At 62.5% G+C, this 19082-nt stretch carries 19 protein-coding genes and 1 tRNA gene; 10 read left to right on the top strand and 10 right to left on the bottom strand.

Features of this window, described 5'->3' with window-relative positions:
* Window positions 1–17 precede the first annotated feature (17 nt).
* Window positions 18–866 carry a fumarylacetoacetate hydrolase family protein gene (locus tag K5R33_RS13860; protein WP_220749661.1) on the top strand — a complete coding sequence of 283 codons (849 nt, stop codon included), beginning with the start codon at window positions 18–20 and terminating at the stop codon, window positions 864–866.
* Window positions 859–1815, top strand: coding sequence for a 2-hydroxyacid dehydrogenase (locus tag K5R33_RS13855; protein ID WP_220749660.1), 957 nt, complete (start codon window positions 859–861; stop codon window positions 1813–1815). The genes K5R33_RS13860 and K5R33_RS13855 overlap by 8 nt, the downstream gene beginning before the upstream one ends.
* Window positions 1816–1836: 21 nt before the next feature.
* Here the strand turns inward: K5R33_RS13855 and K5R33_RS13850 are convergent, their stop codons facing one another.
* Window positions 1837–2970: an acetoin utilization protein AcuC gene (locus K5R33_RS13850; RefSeq protein WP_220749659.1), complete on the bottom strand. Its 1134-nt coding sequence runs from the start codon at window positions 2968–2970 to the stop codon at window positions 1837–1839.
* Entirely contained in the window at window positions 2967–3455 is a 489-nt protein-coding gene (locus tag K5R33_RS13845; protein WP_308443240.1) for a glutathione peroxidase, read from the bottom strand. Before K5R33_RS13845 ends, K5R33_RS13850 begins: the two co-directional genes overlap by 4 nt.
* 111 nt (window positions 3456–3566) lie before the next feature.
* On the opposite strand from K5R33_RS13845, the gene K5R33_RS13840 reads away from it, so the two are divergent.
* The 4 genes from K5R33_RS13840 to modC are packed head-to-tail and all read left to right on the top strand — an operon-like array spanning window position 3567 to window position 6538.
* Window positions 3567–3983, top strand: a complete 417-nt coding sequence (locus K5R33_RS13840) for a DUF1178 family protein (protein ID WP_220749657.1) — start codon at window positions 3567–3569, stop codon at window positions 3981–3983.
* 46 nt (window positions 3984–4029) lie between these two features.
* Window positions 4030–4779, top strand: coding sequence for a molybdate ABC transporter substrate-binding protein (gene modA, locus K5R33_RS13835; RefSeq protein ID WP_220749656.1), 750 nt, complete (start codon window positions 4030–4032; stop codon window positions 4777–4779).
* On the top strand, window positions 4776–5468 hold the full coding sequence (gene modB, locus K5R33_RS13830) for a molybdate ABC transporter permease subunit (RefSeq protein ID WP_220749655.1): 693 nt from the start codon (window positions 4776–4778) through the stop codon (window positions 5466–5468). Before modA ends, modB begins: the two co-directional genes overlap by 4 nt.
* Window positions 5468–6538 carry a molybdenum ABC transporter ATP-binding protein gene (gene modC, locus K5R33_RS13825; protein WP_220749654.1) on the top strand — a complete coding sequence of 357 codons (1071 nt, stop codon included), beginning with the start codon at window positions 5468–5470 and terminating at the stop codon, window positions 6536–6538. The genes modB and modC overlap by 1 nt, the downstream gene beginning before the upstream one ends.
* Here modC and K5R33_RS13820 read toward each other — a convergent pair.
* From K5R33_RS13820 to K5R33_RS13800, 5 genes are all read right to left on the bottom strand, one after another.
* Window positions 6535–7059, bottom strand: coding sequence for a DUF2244 domain-containing protein (locus tag K5R33_RS13820; RefSeq protein WP_220749653.1), 525 nt, complete (start codon window positions 7057–7059; stop codon window positions 6535–6537). The genes modC and K5R33_RS13820 overlap by 4 nt on opposite strands.
* Window positions 7059–8732 (bottom strand): cytochrome c oxidase subunit I, encoded by a 1674-nt coding sequence (locus K5R33_RS13815; RefSeq protein ID WP_220749652.1) that lies wholly within the window; start codon window positions 8730–8732, stop codon window positions 7059–7061. Before K5R33_RS13815 ends, K5R33_RS13820 begins: the two co-directional genes overlap by 1 nt.
* A 174-nt stretch (window positions 8733–8906) precedes the next feature.
* Window positions 8907–9596 (bottom strand): lipoyl(octanoyl) transferase LipB, encoded by a 690-nt coding sequence (gene lipB, locus K5R33_RS13810; protein WP_220749863.1) that lies wholly within the window; start codon window positions 9594–9596, stop codon window positions 8907–8909.
* A 123-nt stretch (window positions 9597–9719) separates the two neighbouring features.
* The gene (locus K5R33_RS13805) at window positions 9720–10358 is read right to left on the bottom strand and encodes a calcium-binding protein (protein ID WP_220749651.1); all 639 of its coding nucleotides are present in this window, start codon (window positions 10356–10358) and stop codon (window positions 9720–9722) included.
* A 443-nt stretch (window positions 10359–10801) separates the two neighbouring features.
* The gene (locus K5R33_RS13800) at window positions 10802–11443 is read right to left on the bottom strand and encodes a calcium-binding protein (RefSeq protein WP_220749650.1); all 642 of its coding nucleotides are present in this window, start codon (window positions 11441–11443) and stop codon (window positions 10802–10804) included.
* A gap of 216 nt (window positions 11444–11659) precedes the next feature.
* Between K5R33_RS13800 and K5R33_RS13795 the strand changes: the two genes are divergently transcribed.
* Window positions 11660–11746: transfer RNA gene (locus tag K5R33_RS13795), tRNA-Leu, on the top strand.
* Between the two features lie 73 nt (window positions 11747–11819).
* Here the strand turns inward: K5R33_RS13795 and K5R33_RS13790 are convergent.
* From K5R33_RS13790 to pepN, 3 genes are all read right to left on the bottom strand, one after another.
* Window positions 11820–12701 carry a lysophospholipid acyltransferase family protein gene (locus K5R33_RS13790; RefSeq protein ID WP_220749649.1) on the bottom strand — a complete coding sequence of 294 codons (882 nt, stop codon included), beginning with the start codon at window positions 12699–12701 and terminating at the stop codon, window positions 11820–11822.
* 133 nt (window positions 12702–12834) lie between these two features.
* Complete coding sequence (locus K5R33_RS13785; protein WP_220749648.1) at window positions 12835–13566, bottom strand: SDR family oxidoreductase; 732 nt, start codon at window positions 13564–13566, stop codon at window positions 12835–12837.
* 12 nt (window positions 13567–13578) lie between these two features.
* Window positions 13579–16143: an aminopeptidase N gene (gene pepN, locus K5R33_RS13780; protein WP_220749647.1), complete on the bottom strand. Its 2565-nt coding sequence runs from the start codon at window positions 16141–16143 to the stop codon at window positions 13579–13581.
* A gap of 129 nt (window positions 16144–16272) precedes the next feature.
* Here pepN and K5R33_RS13775 point away from each other — a divergent pair, with 129 nt between their 5' ends.
* The 3 genes from K5R33_RS13775 to K5R33_RS13765 all read left to right on the top strand — a co-directional run bounded on the left by K5R33_RS13775 (window position 16273) and on the right by K5R33_RS13765 (window position 19051).
* Window positions 16273–16419, top strand: a complete 147-nt coding sequence (locus K5R33_RS13775) for a DUF2256 domain-containing protein (protein WP_220749646.1) — start codon at window positions 16273–16275, stop codon at window positions 16417–16419.
* Window positions 16420–16488: 69 nt separating this feature from the next.
* Window positions 16489–18591, top strand: coding sequence for a malate synthase G (locus tag K5R33_RS13770; RefSeq protein ID WP_220749645.1), 2103 nt, complete (start codon window positions 16489–16491; stop codon window positions 18589–18591).
* Between the two features lie 28 nt (window positions 18592–18619).
* On the top strand, window positions 18620–19051 hold the full coding sequence (locus tag K5R33_RS13765; protein ID WP_220749644.1) for a GlcG/HbpS family heme-binding protein: 432 nt from the start codon (window positions 18620–18622) through the stop codon (window positions 19049–19051).
* Window positions 19052–19082 lie beyond the last annotated feature (31 nt).

Genomic DNA, 19082 nt, shown 5'->3' with positions numbered 1-19082 from the left:
ATGGGAGAGAACAGGCAATGAAACTCGTCCGCTTTGGCGACGCCGGGGCCGAAAAGCCCGGCATGATCGATCACAACGGCGACCTGCGCGACCTTAGCGGTCAGGTTGACGATATTGCTGGGCACGTGCTGTCGGATACAACGCTCGACATGCTGCGCACATTGGACCCCATGGCCTTGCCGAAGGTGGATCGGGAGGTGCGGTTCGGTCCCTGCGTTGGCCAGATCGGTAAGTTCATGTGCATCGGACTGAACTATTCCGACCACGCTGCGGAGACGGGTGCGGCCATCCCTGAGCATCCGATCCTGTTCATGAAGGCGACTTCGGCCATCGTTGGGCCGAACGACGATGTGGTGATGCCGCGCGGATCCACCCACACCGATTGGGAGGTGGAACTGGGCGTCGTGATCGGCAAGGCTTGCAAGTACGTCTCGGAGGAGGAGGCGTTGGACTACGTCGCAGGCTACTGCGTCTGCAACGACGTGTCGGAGCGGCATTTTCAGACCAAGCTGACCGGGCAATGGACCAAGGGCAAAAGCTGCGACACCTTTGGGCCGACTGGGCCGTGGCTCGTGACACGCGACGAGGTGGGCGATCCACAAAACCTCGCAATGCACCTTGATGTTAACGGTAACAGGAGGCAGACTGGGAACACGAATACGATGATCTTCACCGTGGCCCAGTGCATCAGCCACCTCAGCCAGATGTTCACCCTGCACCCGGGCGATGTGATTTCGACCGGGACGCCTCCGGGTGTCGGTATGGGGATGAAGCCGGACCCGGTGTACCTCAAGGAGGGGGACGTGATGGACTTGACGATCGAGAAGCTGGGCAGCCAACGACAGGTGGTGCGCGCGGATGGCTAAGACCAAGCTGCTCCAGATTGGGGATATCACCGACCGGATGCGCGACGCCCTGTCGGATCAGTTTGAGATCGATGTGCTGTTCGACCAAGGGGATCGTGCGGGGTTTTTGGCCGCCAACGGGGCGTCGTACCCCGCGATCCTCACCAACGGGCACTATGGCGTGCCTGAGGATGTGGATGCGGCGACGCCCAACCTGAAGGTCGTGTCCTCCTATGGGGTTGGCTACGACGCCATTGACGCCGACGTCTATGCCGCGCGGGGCATCAAAGTTGCCCATACGCCGGATGTCCTAAACGATGAGGTGGCCGATACCTTTGTGATGCTGTGGCTGGCCGTGTCGCGCCAGTTGATCCCGTCGGACCGGCATGTGCGGAGCGGCGCCTGGGAGGCGGAGGGGAACTATCCCTTGACCCGTTCCGTGCAGAAGCGGCGCGTTGGCATCCTTGGCCTGGGCCGGATCGGGCAAACCATTGCGGAGCGGTGCAAGGCCTTCAACGCGGATATTAACTATCACTCCCGCTCGCCAAAGGACGTCCCCTACACGTACCACGCGACGGCGGCGGAGTGTGCGGCGGCCGTTGAGGTGTTGGTTGCGATCACGCCGGGCGGTGCCTCCACCCAGCATATGGTGAACGCGGAGGTTTTGTCCGCCCTGGGACCCGATGGCATCTTCATCAATGTGGCGCGCGGGTCCGTGGCCGATGAGGCGGCCCTGGTCGCAGCGCTGGAGGCGGGCACCATCGCGGGCGCGGGTCTGGATGTGTTCGAGGCGGAGCCCAAGGTGCCCGATGCGCTCAAGTCCATGGACAACGTGGTTCTCACGCCGCACGTGGCCTCTGGCACCCATGAGACGCGGCAAGCTATGGGCGATCTGGTGGTGGAGAACCTGCAACAGTGGCTGGTCGACGGGACGGTCAAGACCGCCGTGCCGGAGTGCCGCCATCTGTGACAGCGGTCGTGGCGGCGGGGTCTACCCCGCCGCGCGGGCGGGCATGGCGCCCAGGCGCGCGGCGAGGCGATCGACCCGGTCGATGACGTCCTGGCGGATGGGGCCTGGACGCGGGGTGTCGCGCAAGGTGGTGAACAGATGATCCGGCGGGTTTCGTCCCCGGGAATTGCCGTCAAACGGGATCGCTCGAAGGATCGCCTCGGCCTCTGGAGTCAAACGGTCGGGGATGTCCTGACCGGATGCGATGGCCCAGTTTCCGGCCCAAAGACGGCCCACCGTCCAGGGGTTGTAGCCACCGCCGCCGAGGATCAAAACGCGTGGCGCCAGGGGTAAAAGGGCGCGTAACACCGCCCAATGGGCCGTGTTCGACAATGCCATGCGGGACAGCGGGTCCTCCTCGACAGCGTCCGCCCCACATTGCAGCACGATGGCATCGGGCGCGAAGGCTTCGACGGCTGGACGGATCACCCGGTCCCGGGCCAAGGCAAATTCGCTGTCGTTGCACGCGCGGGGCAGGGGCAGGTTAAACACCTGGCCGATACCCTGGTCATCCAAGGCACCGGTGAAAGGCCAACGCTTCTCTTCGTGGGTTGAGATCAACAGAGTATCGGCGTCATCGGCAAAGGCGTACTCCACGCCGTCCATGTGGTGCGCATCGATGTCCACATAGGCGATCCGTTGCGCGCCGTTCCGCCGGAGGCTGAGAATGCCAAGCACCGCATCGTTCAAATAGCAGAACCCCGAGGCACGATCCGGCATCCCGTGGTGTGTCCCGCCCCCTGGGTTATGGACGACACCACCGCCAGACAGGATCTCTCCGGCCAGCAGCGATCCACCTGCGCCGGTTGCGGGACGACGGTACATCTCTGGAAAGACCGGGTTGGACACGGTGCCCAGCCCATGGCGCGTGCGGGTCGTGTCATCGACGGCGCCGGTGACCTCAGCCTCTTCTAGCGCGGCCAAGTACTCCGGGGTGTGCCAGACGGAGAGGGCCGCCGGCTTGGCCCGTGGCGAGATGCGAAACCGCTCCGGCGGAAGCCACCCGAGGACGCGGACAAGATCCAGCACAGTGGACACGCGCGGCACGCGCAGGGGGTGCCACTTGCCATAGGACGAGCCGCGATAGATCTCCGATCCGAGGAGGAGGGGGGTCACTCCGGCAGGACACCTTCAATGGCGCTGATCATCTTGCGCGACAGGGGCCGGGTGCTGGACCCCTCGAATGTCACAAGCTGCCCCTCGGGATCCAAAAGCGCTTTGTTGAAGTTCCAGCGCGGGCGCTCCCCCTGATCCGCCAGCCAGGCATAGAAGGGATGGGCGTCGTCCCCAGTGACGGGCGTGATGGCCGTCATGGGGAAGGTAAGGCCATAGTTCACCTCACAAAACTCGGCCACGGCGGCATCATCCGACAATTCCTGCCGGAAGTCATCCGATGGGACGCCGACGACGGTAAAGCCACGGTCACCATACCGCTCATGCAGGGTTTGCAGGCCCGCGTATTGATCCGTGAAGCCACACAGCGAGGCGGTGTTCACCACCAGAACCGCTTGGCCCCGGAGGTCGGTTAGGTCGAGGGTCCCCCCTTCCAACGCGTCGAACTCAAAGGCTGAGGCGGGTAGGGCCGATAGGCACAAAAACATGAAAGCTCTCATGTCCTGAAAGTTAGCTGTCGGCCCCGCGTCTTCAAGCCATATTGCGCCCGCCGTCGAACCCCTTATTTTGCGGTGCACACGGTGATGAACGGGGTGGTCATGATCAAATACGCGCTGCGCTGTCGTCAGGGACATGACTTTGAAAGCTGGTTCAAATCCGCTGATGCGTTTGACACCTTGGCGGCGCAGCGGATGGTGTCCTGTGTCGTCTGCGGCGATACGGATGTTCGTAAGGCTTTGATGGCGCCAAAGGTTCGCGTTCCGGCCGAGGTTACGCCCTCCGATCCGTCCCCAAGTGAGGTGGAGGCAAAGATCGCCGCCCTGCGCGCGAAGGTCGAGGCTGAGGCGACATATGTGGGCGGGCGGTTTGCGGAAGAGGCCAGGGCCATCGCCGCCAGCGACGATCCGGCGAAACCAATCTGGGGCGAGGCCAACGCGCAGGAGGCAAAGGCCTTGCTGGAGGATGGCATCCCCGTTGCACCGCTACCCTTCGCGCCCAAGCGCAAGATGAATTGATGCCCTGCGCCATGGTCACAGACGGTTCACTACGGGATCTGGCGTGATGACGGTGCGTCGTCCGTTGGGCTGTCTGACGCGTCGCAGCGTCTTGGCGGGTTTGGCGCTGTCCGTCTCCCCTCCCGTACGTGCGGCGGGGGGCTTAACGGTTCTCGCGGCGGCCAGCTTGAAGCCCGCATTGGATGAGATTGCCACGACCTGGGCCGAGCCGGTCGCCCTGTCCTATGGCGGCAGCGGAACGATTGCGCGACAGGCGGCGGCGGGGGCTCCGGCGGATCTTGTCCTGCTGGCGGCCTCCGATTGGATGGAGTGGCTTGTGGGTCAGGGCGTTGTGCAAGGCACCGCACGGTCGGTGGCGTCCAACCGTTTGGTGATGGCTGGCCCGGCTGGCGCGGGTCAGATTGAGCTGACGTCCGATGGTGTTGAGGGACGCTTGGGCACAGAGGGGCGCTTCGCCATGGGTGACCCCCTGTCGGTACCTGCCGGACGCTACGGTCAACAGGCGCTGGAGACGCTGGGTCTGTGGACCGCTCTGCGCCCCCGCGCGATCCTCGCGGAAAATGTGCGCGCCGCTTTGGCCTATGTGGCGCGCGGGGACGTGACCTTGGGCCTGGTCTATGCCTCCGACGTGGTCGGGACCGGCGCCGTAGACGTGGCGCGCATTCCCGCGCGTGCCCATCAACCGATTGTCTATCCAGGCGCCGTCTTGGCAGGGGCTGCCCCAAGCGCCCGCGCCCTTCTGGACCATATCGCACAAGCCACCGACGTCTTCGCCAGGCACGGGTTCCATCTGTGATCACATTGCCGCCAGAGGCTCTGGAGGCTTTGACGTTGTCGCTCCGCGTCTCCGTCGTCGCGACGCTCGCCAGTCTGTTGCCCGCGATCTGGATCGCGCGGCTGCTGGCCCAGGGTCAGTTCAGGGGGCGCGGGTTGCTTGATGCCGTCGTCCATTTGCCGTTGGTCTTGCCGCCCGTGGTGACTGGATACGCGCTGCTTCTGCTGTTTTCGCGCAGCGGGCCATTTGGCGCCGTGTTGGAGCCCCTGGGCCTGGGCCTCGCCTTTCGCTGGACCGGGGCGGCCCTGGCGGCGGCGATCATGGCACTGCCCCTGATGGTGCGGGCCATTCGCCTGTCCATCGAAGCGGTCGATCCCAAACTGGAAGAAGCGGCGGCCACCCTCGGGGCGTCGCCCCGTAAGGTCTGGTGGACGATTACCTTTCCGTTGACGGTTCCCGGGATCTTGGCCGGGGTGACGCTGGGCTTTGCCAAGGCCTTCGGTGAATTCGGGGCAACGATCACCTTTGTGGCGTCGATCCCCGGTGAAACCAGGACGTTGCCCTCTGCGATTTACGCCTTTCTGCAAGTGCCGGGGGGCGAGGCGCCGCTACGTGGTCTCGTAGCGGTGGCAGTGGTCGTTGCCATCGGCGCGGTGATCCTATCCAACTGGTTGGCCCGTCGCGTGGCCCAACGCGTGGCAGGCCGCTGATGCTGGATGTGGCGATCACACGGCGCGTGGATGGCTTCACCTTGGACGTGGCGTTGACGGCCGGGTCGGGCGTCACGGCGGTCTTTGGCCCGAGCGGAGCGGGTAAGACATCGCTCGCCCGCTGTGTGGCCGGGTTGGAGAGGCCCGATGCGGGGCGGATCGTTTTGGACGGGCAGGAAGTCTTCGGACCAAACGCTTGGGTGCCCGTGCACAAGCGGGCGATTGGCTATGTCTTCCAAGAAGCACGGCTGTTTCCCCACCTGACGGTGGAGCGAAACCTGCTCTACGGCGCGCCGACGGGAACAGCACCGGGTCAGGTGGCCGATATGCTGGGGATCAAGCCGCTTTTGGGGCGCCGCACGGCGGGGTTGTCCGGGGGAGAGGCGGCGCGTGTGGCCATTGGGCGGGCGCTTCTACGGCAACCGCGGCTCCTGATTATGGACGAGCCCTTGGCGGCGCTGGACGCCCGGCGGCGCGGATTGATCCTGCCCTATCTTGAACGGTTGCGGGATCACGGCATTCCGATCCTCTACATCTCCCATGCCATTGAGGAGGTTGCGCGCTTGGCCTCGACGCTCGTCCTGATGCGCGCGGGACAGGTCGTCCGGTCTGGCCCGGTGGAAGAGATGCTGTCGGATCCGACCGTCGCCGCCGATATTGGTCCGTCCCAAGCCGGGGCGGTCCTGTCGGGCATCATTCGAAAGATCGCCGACGGCCTGGCTGAGGTGGAGACGCCAGCCGGATGCCTGCACCTCGCTGGCGTGGAGGGCGGGGTCGGCACGGCGCTTCGCCTTCGGATCCGGGCAGAAGACGTCATTGTCGCCACCCAGGAACCCGTGGGGCTGTCCGCGCTGAACGTGTTGCCCATGGTGGTGGAGCAGGTGTTGCAAGGCCAAGGGCCGGGCGTGATGGTTCGTTTGCGCGCGGGCGATGGCGCCCTGTTGGCGCGGGTGACCCGCGTGTCGGCGGATCGTTTGGGTTTGGTCGTGGGGCGGCCCGTTTGGGCCGTCATCAAGACAACCGGTGTGGCACGCCTGGACGTCGGCGGTGGCGGCCTGCGGTCGATCTAGCTTTTGACGCGACCGAGGGCGTTCAGCAGTTGGCGCTCCAACTGGCGGCGTTCTTCGGGGGTTAGAAACGCACCGATCTCGACCTTACGGGGGCCGCCCTCCAGGGTCAGATAGTCCTCGATTCCGGCAACCCGTTCATGACGTTCGACGCGCATCCAGTAGGGGTTTGCTTCCCAATCCCGAAGGCTTCCGTCGGGATCGCGCCGCGTCAGGGTGACCGCGTCTGTCGTCATCTCAAAGCGTTCGAGAATGTCGCGGTCGCGCCAGGAGCGTTTGAGACCGAACCACAGAAGGCCCAAGACCAGCAGCTCGAACGGCAAGACCCCCCAGAGGACGGCCGTGCCCAAGAGGCCGACCAAAGGCACCATCAGCATGGCAAAGGTTGCGCCAATCATGGTGACGAACCCGCCAGGTGTCAGCGACTGGTGCGGCCAGAGTTCCAAAGAGAGGACCACAGACGAAGGGGCCCCGGACGATGCCGGGGCCCCCTGTGTATGGTCGGTGATGACCTTGATTGGCATCAGTGGCCCGGCTGCTTGTCCCACATGTCGCGGGTCGGCAGCTGCTCGAAGGTGTGCTCCGGCGGCGGGTTGGGCAGTGTCCACTCCAGCGTGTCGGCGTGCTCACCCCAATAGGATTCGTCGGTCACGCGCTTCCCAGCAAAGATCGTGTAGAAAACGATCCCGATGAAGAAGAGGAACGAGGCGAAGGACAGGAAGGCACCCCAGCTCGACACTTCGTTCCAGAGCGCGAAGGCATCCGGGTAGTCGATGTAGCGGCGCGGCATGCCCTGACGACCCAGGAAGTGCTGCGGGAAGAAGGTGATGTTCGCGCCGATGAAGAACATCCAGAAGTGCAGCTTACCTGCCCATTCGGGGTACTGGCGGCCCGACATCTTGCCGATCCAGTAGTAGATCCCGGCAAAGATCCCGAACACAGCACCCAGAGACATCACGTAGTGGAAGTGCGCGACCACGTAGTAGGTATCGTGGTAAGCTCGGTCCACACCCGCCTGAGACAGCACGATCCCCGTGACACCACCCACGGTGAACAGGAAGATGAAGCCGATGGCGAAGAGCATGGGCGTCTTAAAGGTGATCGATCCACCCCACATCGTCGCGATCCAGGAGAAGATCTTCACCCCCGTGGGGACCGCGATGATCATCGTCGCAACCATGAAGTAGGCCTGCTGCGTCAGCGACATGCCGACGGTGTACATGTGGTGCGCCCAGACGACGAAGCCGAGACCACCGATGGCGACCATGGCGTAGACCATCGGCAGGTAGCCAAAGATCGGCTTCTTCGAGAAGGTCGACACGATGTGCGAGATGATGCCGAAGGCCGGCAGGATCACGATGTACACCTCGGGGTGACCGAAGAACCACAGGATGTGCTGGTAAAGAACGGGGTCACCGCCGCCAGCCGGATCAAAGAAGGTCGTACCGAAGTTACGATCCGTCAGCAGCATAGTGATCGCACCGGCGAGAACGGGCAGGGCCAGCAGGATCAGCCAGGCGGTCACAAAGATCGACCAAGCAAACAGTGGCACCTTGTGCAGCGTCATGCCCGGCGCGCGCATGTTCAGGAAGGTCGTGATGATGTTGATGGCGCCGAGGATCGAAGAGGCGCCCGACACGTGCACGGCAAAGATGGCGATGTCAGTCGACATCCCCTGTTCCGTCGTGGAGAGCGGCGGGTAGAGAACCCAGCCAATGCCCGACCCGAGTTGTCCGTTGCCGCCAGGAACGACGACCGACAGAACCGCGAGGGACGTGCCAGCCACAAACAACCAGAACGACAGGTTGTTCAACCGGGGGAACGCCATATCAGGCGCGCCAATGTGCAGCGGCATGAAGTAGTTACCGAAGCCCCCGAACAACGCCGGGATAACCACGAAGAACATCATCAGGATGCCGTGGCCGGTGATCAGCACGTTCCAGAGGTGCCCGTTTGGCGTACATTCGCCCGCAGCGGCAGCCGTCAGGCGCGCGCCTTCCATGCACATATATTGGACGCCGGGGTCCATGAGCTCCAACCGCATGTAGACGGTGAAAGCGACCGAGATAAACCCGGCCAGGCCCGATACGAAGAGATACAGGATCCCAATGTCTTTATGGTTCGTGGACATGAACCACCGCGTAAAGAAGCCAGGCTTCTCGTGGTGATCGTGGCCCGAAATGGCGGCGTCTGCCATCTGGTCGCTCCTGCGTAGTTGCTCGTGGCACGCGGAAGACTCGCCCCCGCGCATGTCTGTCGCCGCCTTCTAGCGATGGGGGCACGCGGGGGCAACGGCACAAGACAGCGCATGTCGCGGGAAATTGTCGCGGAACTTTAGACGTAGGGACCGGGGCGTTCCCGGCCAAGGGGATCACGCAGGTGTTTGGTGCCAGGGTGACGTCCGCCGCAGCGCCGCATCCAGATCATCCATGCTCACCGGCAGCCCCAGGTCCACCAAGGACGTCACGCCGTGCCCAGAGATGCCGCAGGGGACGATGCCGTCAAAATGCTCCAGGTCCGGTTCTAGGTTAATCGAGATTCCGTGGAAGCTCACCCAGCGGCGCAGGCGGATCCCGATAGCGGCGATTTTGTCTTCGCGTGGGGTGCCATCGGGCAGGGGCGGCCTATCGGGACGCGGAACCCAAACGCCCACGCGTCCCTCGCGAATTTCGCCAGTCACGCCGAATTCTGCTAGGGTATCGATGACCCAATGTTCCAGGGTTTGAACGAAGGCCCGCACATCGCGTCCCCGTCGACCGAGGTCCAGCATGCAATAGGCCACCCGTTGGCCGGGCCCGTGGTACGTGTATTGCCCCCCGCGACGGGCCTGATGGACGGGAAACCGGTCCGGGTCCTTCAGGTCCTCCAGCTTGGCCGATGTGCCCGCCGTGTAGAGGGGAGGATGCTCCAACAACCAAATCGCCTCGGCGGCGGAGCCCTCAATAATGCTCTCAACCCGATGCTCCATCTCGCGGAGCGCCGTTCTGTAGTCCACAAGCGGCCCGGATGTGATCCAGTCCGGTTGCGTCGTCGCATCTGAAAGTGAGCCGTCCCGTTCCATCGGAACGCCGTGCCATGGGTCATGTCCCACGTCAAACACGAACCGCCTGGTGCCAGCACGCGCCTCAAGCAAAACGCGCGCCCGAAGGCGCGCGCATCCGTGGTTAGGGACGCTCTGCTCGGGTCACACCAAGTCGTACGTCGGTGCCTCAACATATTCACCGATCTCGCCGTCAAAGCCGAGGTCTGCAAACATATCTTCCAGGGCATCGATGCTGTCGCGGCGCCAGGCGTCCAGGAGGACAATCTCCTGTGTAGCGATAACCCGTCCGAAGAAGTCCGTAGAGGACACGGTCAGCACGACGTCATCGGTGCTGTTGTTCCGAAGGTCCTCGCCATTCATCTCCTCTCCGCCGAAGTCACCTACGTCGATGGAGTCGATTTGGATGTTGAAGCCAAAGGCACCCAGGAACGAAATCCCGTCCACGCCTTTGCCGTTCTTATCGACGGAGGCGAAATCAACGATCACATCGGTCGCGCCGTTGGTGACATCAGTAACGGCCCAAATGAATTCGTCATCACCATGCCCGCCGGTCATCACATCGCTGCCGCGTCCGCCGTTAATGATGTCGTCGCCGAAGCCGCCCTTGACGACGTCGGCAGACCTCCCACTCGCAAGGATGTCTTCGCCTTCGCCACCCGACACGAAGTCCTGGCCCCGCCCAGTTGCAACAAAGTCGTCACCGCCCAATGTCACGACTTCGTCGCTCCGGCGCGTCCCGAAAACAATATCGGTTCCGTCTGTTCCAAGTATGTCAGCCATTCTTACTTATCCCCATTGTAAAAAACCCACACCCGTGAATAAAAATTAACAGCCGCAGTAAGCGCCATCAATACACTTTGGGCGAAACAAAGGCGTGATTGCGGAAATTGAAAGACAGTAGAAACGCATTGTCTCAGAATGGGAAACAATAACAGCGTGGATCGAGACTGTTTTAGGTATCAACACCTTATAGGGGTTATTTGCGCGAACCGTGACTTTACTGAATGGTCCCAAGGTCAATAAAGGCGCTTCTCTCATTCAACAGAGAGCAAAAATAGATCGTATTGAACACATCAATGCGAATAATGAAACACAGTGTTCAAAGCGGCGGCGGTGCGACTAAGCTAATGGTTGCCGCGATTTGGAGACATAAGCGGCTACCACCGAAATGACGTACGCACCAAAAAAACCTCGGCGCGCACGTCGTGTTTGTTCGTAAAGGCTTATGCCAGGAGGTCGACGCCGTACTCGACCGGTACGTACTCACCGATCTCGCCTTCGAAGCCGAGTTCGGCGAAGGCTGCCTCCAGCGCATCGATGCTGTCCCGGCGCCAAACGTCTAGCATGACAAGCTCCTGCGTGGCGATAATACCGCCATGCTCGTCGTAGCTGGAGATCGTCAGAATGACGTCGTCCGTCGCGTTGTTGCGCAGGTCCTCACCATTCATGGCGCCGCCTTCGTAGTCACCGACGGCAATGGCATTGATTTGGACAGTCGCACCGCCGAAGTCGAGCAAGCTCAAGCTGTCGACGCCTTTGCCTTTATCAATCGCAGCAAAATCGACGATCACATCGGTGGCGCCATCTTCGATCTGATTGGCCGTCCAGATGAATTCGTCATTCCCGTGGCCGCCGACCAGAACATCGCTCCCTTCGCCCCCATTAATGAAGTCGTCGCCGAAGCCGCCTTTAACGACATCATTGCCTTGGTTGCCGCTGACTTTGTCATCTCCGGCGCCGCCGGAAACGGTGTCATCGCCATTGCCGCCTTTGAGAGTGTCTTCGCCGCCGAGGCCCAGAATCATCTCGTCGGCACCGGTTCCGTTAACAGAGTCGTCCGTCGCACTTCCTACAATACTCGTCATGTTGTTCCATCCCATGAACAAAAAAAGTTCCCAACGTCCAAAAGTTAACAGTTCCTTAACGGGGCGACAAGAAATTTTGACAAAACTGTGTCAATTGTCTGGCTTTCATAGGCTTAAAAAGCCGCCGACGACAGTGGCTTTGATACGTCACCTACCGTGACGTTTGTGCCTTGCCTTGCTGCAAACCATTGGCTAGTCAGCGCCCACGTCGGCGATGCGGTCGTGGCGGAATTGGTAGACGCGCAGCGTTGAGGTCGCTGTGGGGTAACACCCGTGGAAGTTCGAGTCTTCTCGACCGCACCATCCGACCGGCGGAAAAAAGGCTGCCATCAATCTTGATGGCAGCCTTTTCATTTTTCCGCATCGTATGAAGCTCTTACGACGGCGCACCAGCGGGCCGGGGCAACCAACGGCGTCCTGGGCGTGTCTGGGTCAAGCTGATTTCACCATCGCGACGATTGGCGAGTCGCAGTGTCGCGTCCCTGAGTTTTTCGATCCCATCGTTGGCATCCTTCGGCAGGGCCGCACCGTCCAGCGGTCGCCCGACAGTGATGTGGAACGGCTGTACGTCCTTGTTCAGCGTCTCATGGAACAAGGTAATGTCGCGCAACGTCGGATGGAGAGCATCGAAAGCATAGAACATCGCGGAGTTGCGGGCCCGGACGTGTACGGGAATCACCGGCAGCTTAAACTTGCGTGCGATCATGGCGGCGCTGGCCATCCATGGCCGCTCATAGAGTCTCAGACCGCGGCGTTTGGCCAGGCGACCTGACGGAAAGATAACGCCAAGGCGCCCCGCCTCCAGTGCCTCGCGGGTGAGCTTCATCGTCTCGCGCGTTTTTGTAACGGTGCGCTTTTCCGGACGCCATTCGACGGGGACGATCATGTCTTCGAACTGGGGCAAAACACGCAGGATGTCGGAGTTCGCGTAGTAGAAGGCGTCTGACCGTCGTTGCCGCAACACATCGTGCAGGATGATCCCATCGGCGATTCCAGTCGGATGGTTCGCAACGATCAGGGCGGGGCCGTCGGTTGGCACATTCTCCAAACCGTCGAACGTGACCTGCCGTGCGATCCGGTAGGCGAGATCCGCCATGATCTCGGAGACCTCGCGATCAAGATAGGTCGTCCCGATCTCGACCGAGCGCTCGTAGGCCAGCAGTCTTCCAAGCACCAGCCATGCTGTTTTGGCGGTCAACGTTTGCTGGAACAGCCAAGGGGCCCGTTCGGCAATCATAGGGTCGAGGCGATCACGCATAGCTGCCCTCCCAACATGGTCACATCACAGGGGCATGACGCCCCGGTGCATAACGCGCGTTTATGGCCGTCGTTCCTGAACTTCTACTCGAAAGTCCACACAGCTGTCATCCGATGGAGCCGGTGGCGGCGATCTACCGCCCGCCGGAGACGTCCAAGACGGTGTCGGTGACATAGCTGGCCTGGTCGCTCAACAGCCAGAGGATGGCGCGCGCGACCTCCTCGGCGCTGCCCGCGCGGCGCATGGGGATGCTGGGGGCGAGGCGGTCCACCCGCTCCGCATCGCCGCCTTTGCCATGGATGGGTGTGGCGATGATACCGGGCCGGATGGCCGTCACGCGGATCCCCTGGGGGGCAAGCTCTTGGGCCAGTCCCTTGGAGAAGACCTCCAACCCGCCTTTGGTTGCCGCGTAGTCCGCATACTGGCCGGGGCTGCCAAACCGCGCCGCGGCCGAGGACACATTGACGATCGCGCCACCGCTAGACATGCGCCGGGCGGCTTCTCCGGCCACCAGGATCGGGGACGAGAGGTTGATCGAGACCATGCGCATCACACGGGCCGGCGTAAACGCGGTCACCGGTTGGGCCTGATCCACCACGCCCGCGTTGTTCACCAGCTTATCCAAGTGCCCATGTTCTTGGTCGATCGACGCAAAGAGCGCCGGGACGCTGCTCGGGTCGCTCAGGTCCGCGCGGTGAATTGTCACGCGCGCCCCTTTCGCGCGCGCCGCCGCTGCCGTCTCATCGGCCCCGGCCGCGTTGCTGTTGTAGTGGAGGGCGAGGTCGTGATCCTCCGCCGCCATGACCGCGGTTGCCGCCCCGATCCCGGAGGAGGCGCCTGTCACCAAGAGCGTTTTGCGTGCCATATCCAAAGATCCTTACGCCTCAGTCGCACTGGATGATCCCAGTATCCGTCCAACCATCTCAGATAGATCGCGGCTCAGCGGTTGCCCTTGCAGACGCGTTAACGCCGCCGAGATCAGCGCTTGCCTGTCGGCGTCATACCGGCGCCAGGCGTCGAACGCCGTCGAGAGCCGCGCAGCCGTTTGCGGGTTCGATTTGTCTAGGATTAACAGCCATTCAGCCAAGAACTCATAACCAGACCCGTCTGGGTTATGGAAACCAGCCGGGTTGCCTGCCGTCAGCCCGCCCAGGACGGAGCGAACCCTGTTCGGGTTGTTGGCGTCGAAATCGGGGCGCGCCGTGAGGTCTCGGGCGATTTGGACGGCGCGGGTTGGCTCGGCATGGGCGACGCGCGCCATGAACCATTTGTCCATCACGAGACGGTCGTCGGACCATTGCGCCTCGAACTGGTCGGCGACGTTTGGGTCCCCAGCTTCCAGAAGGCAGGTAAAGGCCGCCATACGGTCGGTCATGTTATCGGCCCCGTCATAGGTCGCCCGCGCCGCGCCCCCGCCGTCTTGTGTCGTCAGAAGGCGCAGCACGACGGCCCGCAGGGCGCGTTTGCCCGCGTCCGATGCCTCCGGCGTGTACGGGCCGGGTGTGGCCATATCGTCCATCAAACGCGGGAGGTCGGTTGCCAATCGATCGGCCACAGCCGCGAACGCTCGCTTACGGGCCGCGTGAATGGCGGTCGGATCTGGCACGACACCGGCGTCATGCAGGCTTTGCGCAAGATCATCCTCGGAGGGCAGGGCGAGAGCCAGGGCACGGAACGCCGGATCCAACCCATCATTGAGCGCCACGGCCGCCAGCGCATCGAGCCAGGCCGCGTCAAAGGGTGCGTCCTCCGTGATGTGGCGCAACAGTCGATCTTTGCTGAGGGCGCGCCCCGCCTCCCACCGGTTGAAGGGGTCGGTGTCATGGGCCAGCAAGGTCAAACGATCTGTGTCGCTTTGCTGATATTCCAGCCGCACCGGCGCGGAAAAGCCACGCAGAACGGACAAGACCGGGCGCGCGTCCAGATCGAAGGTCAGCGTCGTCTCCGCTTCCGTGAGCTCTAGCACTTCGGTCGGGCGAACCTCGTCCCCCGCAGTGTTCAACAGGCCCCACGCAACGGGGATCACCATCGGCGCCTTATCCGTCTGGCCGGGCGTGTCTGGCACCGTCTGACGAAGCGTCAGTCGATAGGTACCGTCGCCATAGGATTCCGTCACAGAGACCAATGGCGTGCCAGCCTGGGAATACCACAGCTTGAACTGAGACAGGTCGCGGCCCGTAGCCTCTTCGAAGCAGGCCAGCCAGTCTTCGATCGTGCAGGCCTGGCCATCATGCCGTTCAAAATAGAGGGCGCAGCCAGCCGCATACCCGGCGTCCCCCACGAGACGGCGCAGCATGCCGATCACCTCCGCGCCTTTTTCATAGACCGTTGCCGTGTAGAAATTGTTGATCTCGACAAAGCTCTCGGGCCGCACAGGGTGGGCCAGGGGACCTGCGTCTTCGCGGAACTGGCGCGCGCGCAGTTGCAACACGTCGCCGATCCGCTGCACGGGTGCCGACCGCATATCCGCGCTGAACTGTTGATCCCGGAAAACCGTCAGACCCTCTTTGAGGCAAAGTTGAAACCAGTCGCGGCAGGTGATGCGGTTGCCGGTCCAGTTGTGGAAGTACTCATGGGCGACGATCCCCTCGATCAGGGCGAAATCCGTGTCGGTCGCTGTGTCTGGCGATGCGAGGACGTATTTGGAGTTGAAGATGTTCAACCCCTTGTTTTCCATCGCACCCATGTTGAAATCGTCCACGGCCACGATGTTGAAGACGGACAGATCATAGGCCCGCCCATAGACCGTCTCGTCCCAAGCCATGGACCGTTTCAGGGCGTCCATCGCATAGGCCGTACGCCCCTCGTCCCCCGGGCGCACCCAGATGTTGAGCGTCACCGCGCGCCCCTCGCAGGTGGTAAACTGATCCGTGGTTGCCACCAAGTTTCCCGCCACCAGGGCAAAAAGATAGGTCGGCTTGGGCCAGGGGTCGTGCCATTTGCCGGGCGCCACCTCATCGCCGTTGGACAGCAGGACGGGCAGGTCGGCCTCAATCTCCACGTCGTAGGTGGCCATCACGTCCGGGCGGTCCAGCATCCAAGTGATCTTGCGAAAGCCTTCGGCCTCGCACTGGGTGCAATACATGCCATTGGACATATACAGCCCCTCAAGCGCCTTGTTTTCCTGGGGCGCGATGCGGGCCACGGTCTCTAACAGAAACGCGTCAGGCACGTCATGCAGGGTAAGTGTCGTGTCCGTCAGCATGTAGCGCGACGCCTCCAATGGCACGCCGTCGATTGCCAAGGACACCATATCCAAGCCCTCGCCGTTGAGGACCATGACCCCCGGCCCCTGCCGACGGCAAGTCAACCGCGCCGAGACTTCGGTCGCAAGGGGATCAAGCCTCAGGTGCAGGTCCACATGGGTCACCGTCACCGGAACCGGGGCGTAATCGGCCAGGTGAATAACGGTTTGCGATTGATCGGGGGCGGCGTCGCGCATGGGTGTCTCCTGCCTTGGCAGAGGGCAAGCTAGGCGCCGTGACGGGGCGGGGCCAGTGCGTTTTCGCCCGATGGCACTTTTCGTGGTCGGGGCCGGTCGGCTGCCTATGTCTGTGCCATGGCCGGAAAGATGAGACGTAAAGGCGATCTGCCCACCAAGGACTGCGCCACCTGCGGACGCCCGTTTACCTGGCGCAAAAAGTGGGCGTCGGTCTGGGATGAGGTCAAATACTGCTCGGATAAGTGCCGTTCTGCGCGATCTGGTAAGAAAACCTAACCAATCCTGTTGCCGATAGGAAATTTTGTCGCTAATCGGCAACTGGAACCAGAGTGCAGGGAGGTCCTCATGGAACGCGTCGACAAATATGGTTTGGCCGTTGCGGCCCCGTTGGCCCAGTTTGTGGAGGAGCAAGCGCTGCCCGGAACGGGTGTGTCGCGGGACGACTTCTGGTCGGGGTTTGCGCGGCTGGTGACGGATCTGGCGCCGCGCAATGCGGAGCTGCTGGCCATCCGTGCGGACATGCAGGCCAAAATTGACGCGTGGCACCGGGACAACCGCGGTCGGCCCCACGACGGTGCAGCCTACCGGGCCTTTCTGAGTGAGATCGGATACCTCGTGCCCGAGGGGCCGGACTTTGAGATTGAGACCGAAGGGACCGATCCGGAAATCGCGCGCACGCCCGGCCCGCAACTGGTCGTGCCGATTACCAATGCCCGCTATGCCTTGAACGCGGCGAATGCCCGCTGGGGCAACCTGTATGATGCGCTCTATGGGACGGATGCGATTGGCGATTTGCCGTCCGGTGGCGGATACGATGCGGCCCGTGGCGCACGCGTGATCGCCCAGGCCAAGGCGTTTCTGGATGACGCCGTTCCGCTCTCAGGGACGACATGGGCGGCGGTGACGTCAGTGGCCGATGCGCCTCTGGCGGATCCGGCGCAGCTTCGCGGAACGCGTCGGGATGGATCTATATTCCTATACCAAAACAATGGCTTGAATATCGAAGTTCATGTTGATCCAAAGGGCCGCATCGGCGCCTCCGACCCGGCCGGTATCGATGCCATCTATCTTGAATCTGCGCTGTCCGCGATTATGGACTGCGAGGACTCGGTGGCCTGTGTCGACGCGGAAGACAAAATCGGCGCCTACGCGAATTGGCTGGGTCTGATGCGCGGCGACCTGGCGGAAGAGGTCACAAAGGACGGCAAGACCTTCACGCGAAAGCTGAACGAGGACCGCAATTACGTGACCCCGACGGGCGAGACGCTGCGGCTCAAAGGTCGTGCGCTCATGTTGATCCGCAACGTGGGGCACTTGATGACAAATCCGGCGATTCTGCTGCCGGACGGGAGCGAGATCCCCGAAGGATTGATGGACGCGGCCATCACCACGATGATCGCCATGCACGACCTTGCGCGGACGGGCGGCAATTCCATCACCGACAGCGTCTATATCGTGAAGCCCAAGATGCACGGGCCGGACGAGGTCGCTTTTGCCAATGAGATCTTCGGCCGTGTCGAGGCAATGCTCGGCCTCGAAAAATACACCGTCAAAATCGGCATCATGGACGAAGAGCGCCGCACCTCTGCCAACCTGAAAGAGTGTATCCGCGCCGCGAAATCCCGTGTGGCCTTCATCAACACAGGGTTCCTGGACCGGACCGGCGATGAGATCCACACCAGCATGGAAGCGGGTCCGATGCTGCCCAAAGGGGCGATGAAGGCGACCCCGTGGATTTCTGCCTACGAAGACCGGAACGTCGATATCGGCCTGGCCTGTGGTCTTCGGGGACGGGCACAGATCGGCAAGGGTATGTGGGCCATGCCCGACCAGATGGCCGATATGATCGAGCAGAAGATCGCCCATCCCCTTGCTGGTGCGACTTGCGCCTGGGTGCCATCGCCAACGGCGGCGACCCTGCACGCCATGCACTATCACAAGGTGGATGTGCTGGCCCGGCAGGCGGCCCTGGCAGAGGGCGGGCCGCGCGGCAGTCTGGAGGACCTGCTCTCCATCCCCGTGATGGAAGGCCGGAACCTGTCCGATGCGGACGTCGCGGCGGAAATTGAGAACAACGCCCAGGGCATCTTGGGCTACGTCGTTCGCTGGGTCGATGCGGGGGTTGGATGTTCCAAGGTCCCGGACATCAACGATGTTGGCTTGATGGAGGATCGCGCGACCTGCCGTATCTCCTCTCAGGCTTTGGCGAACTGGCTCCATCATGGTGTGATCACACCTGATCAGGTGCGGGCCGCGTTGGAGAAAATGGCGGCTAAGGTCGATGCGCAAAACGCGGGCGATCCCGGATATCGGCCTATGGCGCCTGGGTTTGACGGCATTGCCTTTCAGGCGGCCTCCGAACTGATCTTCGACGGGGCCGCCCAGCCCTCCGGCTACACCGAGCCGGTCCTTCACCGTCGCCGTGCCGACCTGAAGGCCGCGAGCTAAGACCGAGAAAACAAACAAGGATTGCAAAATGGCAGACATCAACCTGCGCAAGGCGCGGCAGATCATCCGGTTCGCGCTGGCCAAGGGGCGCGAGTTGGAGTTGAAGCCGCTGTCCGTCGTTGTGTTGGACGCAGGCGGTCACGTCATCGCCTTTGAACGCGAAGACGGTGCCTCGCCGGGCCGCTTCGCCATTGCTCACGGCAAGGCCTATGGCGCCATCATGTTGGGTATGTCCGGCACCGCTCAGATGGCCCGGGCCGAGCAGCAAGCCTACTTTATGGCCGCCGCGAACGGCGTGTTCGGCGGGCAGGTTGTGCCCGTGCCCGGGGGCATTCTGGTGCGAGACGGTAAGGGCACGGTCATCGGTGCCGTTGGCGTCACCGGGGATACATCGGACAACGATCTGATCGCCGGTGCCGCCGGTGTCGAAGGTGTCAGCGGTCTGACAGCGGACGGGTGAAACAACGGGCATAGTTTGGACCGTGCGCCAG

It is taken from the genome of Jannaschia pagri (assembly GCF_019655435.1).
Classification (GTDB): domain Bacteria; phylum Pseudomonadota; class Alphaproteobacteria; order Rhodobacterales; family Rhodobacteraceae; genus Jannaschia; species Jannaschia pagri.
This window is presented reverse-complemented; position numbering and strand designations above follow the sequence as displayed.

Bases quoted from the DNA above. Each gene is read 5' to 3' on its own strand.
- K5R33_RS13860 (WP_220749661.1), top strand. From the start codon at position 18: ATGAAACTCGTCCGCTTTGGCGACGCCGGGGCCGAAAAGCCCGGCATG.
- K5R33_RS13855 (WP_220749660.1), top strand. From the start codon at position 859: ATGGCTAAGACCAAGCTGCTCCAGATTGGGGATATCACCGACCGGATG.
- K5R33_RS13845 (WP_308443240.1), bottom strand. From the start codon at position 3,455: ATGTTTTTGTGCCTATCGGCCCTACCCGCCTCAGCCTTTGAGTTCGAC.
- K5R33_RS13840 (WP_220749657.1), top strand. From the start codon at position 3,567: ATGATCAAATACGCGCTGCGCTGTCGTCAGGGACATGACTTTGAAAGC.
- modA (WP_220749656.1), top strand. From the start codon at position 4,030: ATGACGGTGCGTCGTCCGTTGGGCTGTCTGACGCGTCGCAGCGTCTTG.
- modC (WP_220749654.1), top strand. From the start codon at position 5,468: ATGCTGGATGTGGCGATCACACGGCGCGTGGATGGCTTCACCTTGGAC.
- K5R33_RS13820 (WP_220749653.1), bottom strand. From the start codon at position 7,059: ATGCCAATCAAGGTCATCACCGACCATACACAGGGGGCCCCGGCATCG.
- K5R33_RS13815 (WP_220749652.1), bottom strand. From the start codon at position 8,732: ATGGCAGACGCCGCCATTTCGGGCCACGATCACCACGAGAAGCCTGGC.
- lipB (WP_220749863.1), bottom strand. From the start codon at position 9,596: ATGGAACGGGACGGCTCACTTTCAGATGCGACGACGCAACCGGACTGG.
- K5R33_RS13805 (WP_220749651.1), bottom strand. From the start codon at position 10,358: ATGGCTGACATACTTGGAACAGACGGAACCGATATTGTTTTCGGGACG.
- K5R33_RS13800 (WP_220749650.1), bottom strand. From the start codon at position 11,443: ATGACGAGTATTGTAGGAAGTGCGACGGACGACTCTGTTAACGGAACC.
- K5R33_RS13790 (WP_220749649.1), bottom strand. From the start codon at position 12,701: ATGCGTGATCGCCTCGACCCTATGATTGCCGAACGGGCCCCTTGGCTG.
- K5R33_RS13785 (WP_220749648.1), bottom strand. From the start codon at position 13,566: ATGGCACGCAAAACGCTCTTGGTGACAGGCGCCTCCTCCGGGATCGGG.
- pepN (WP_220749647.1), bottom strand. From the start codon at position 16,143: ATGCGCGACGCCGCCCCCGATCAATCGCAAACCGTTATTCACCTGGCC.
- K5R33_RS13775 (WP_220749646.1), top strand. From the start codon at position 16,273: ATGAGACGTAAAGGCGATCTGCCCACCAAGGACTGCGCCACCTGCGGA.
- K5R33_RS13770 (WP_220749645.1), top strand. From the start codon at position 16,489: ATGGAACGCGTCGACAAATATGGTTTGGCCGTTGCGGCCCCGTTGGCC.
- K5R33_RS13765 (WP_220749644.1), top strand. From the start codon at position 18,620: ATGGCAGACATCAACCTGCGCAAGGCGCGGCAGATCATCCGGTTCGCG.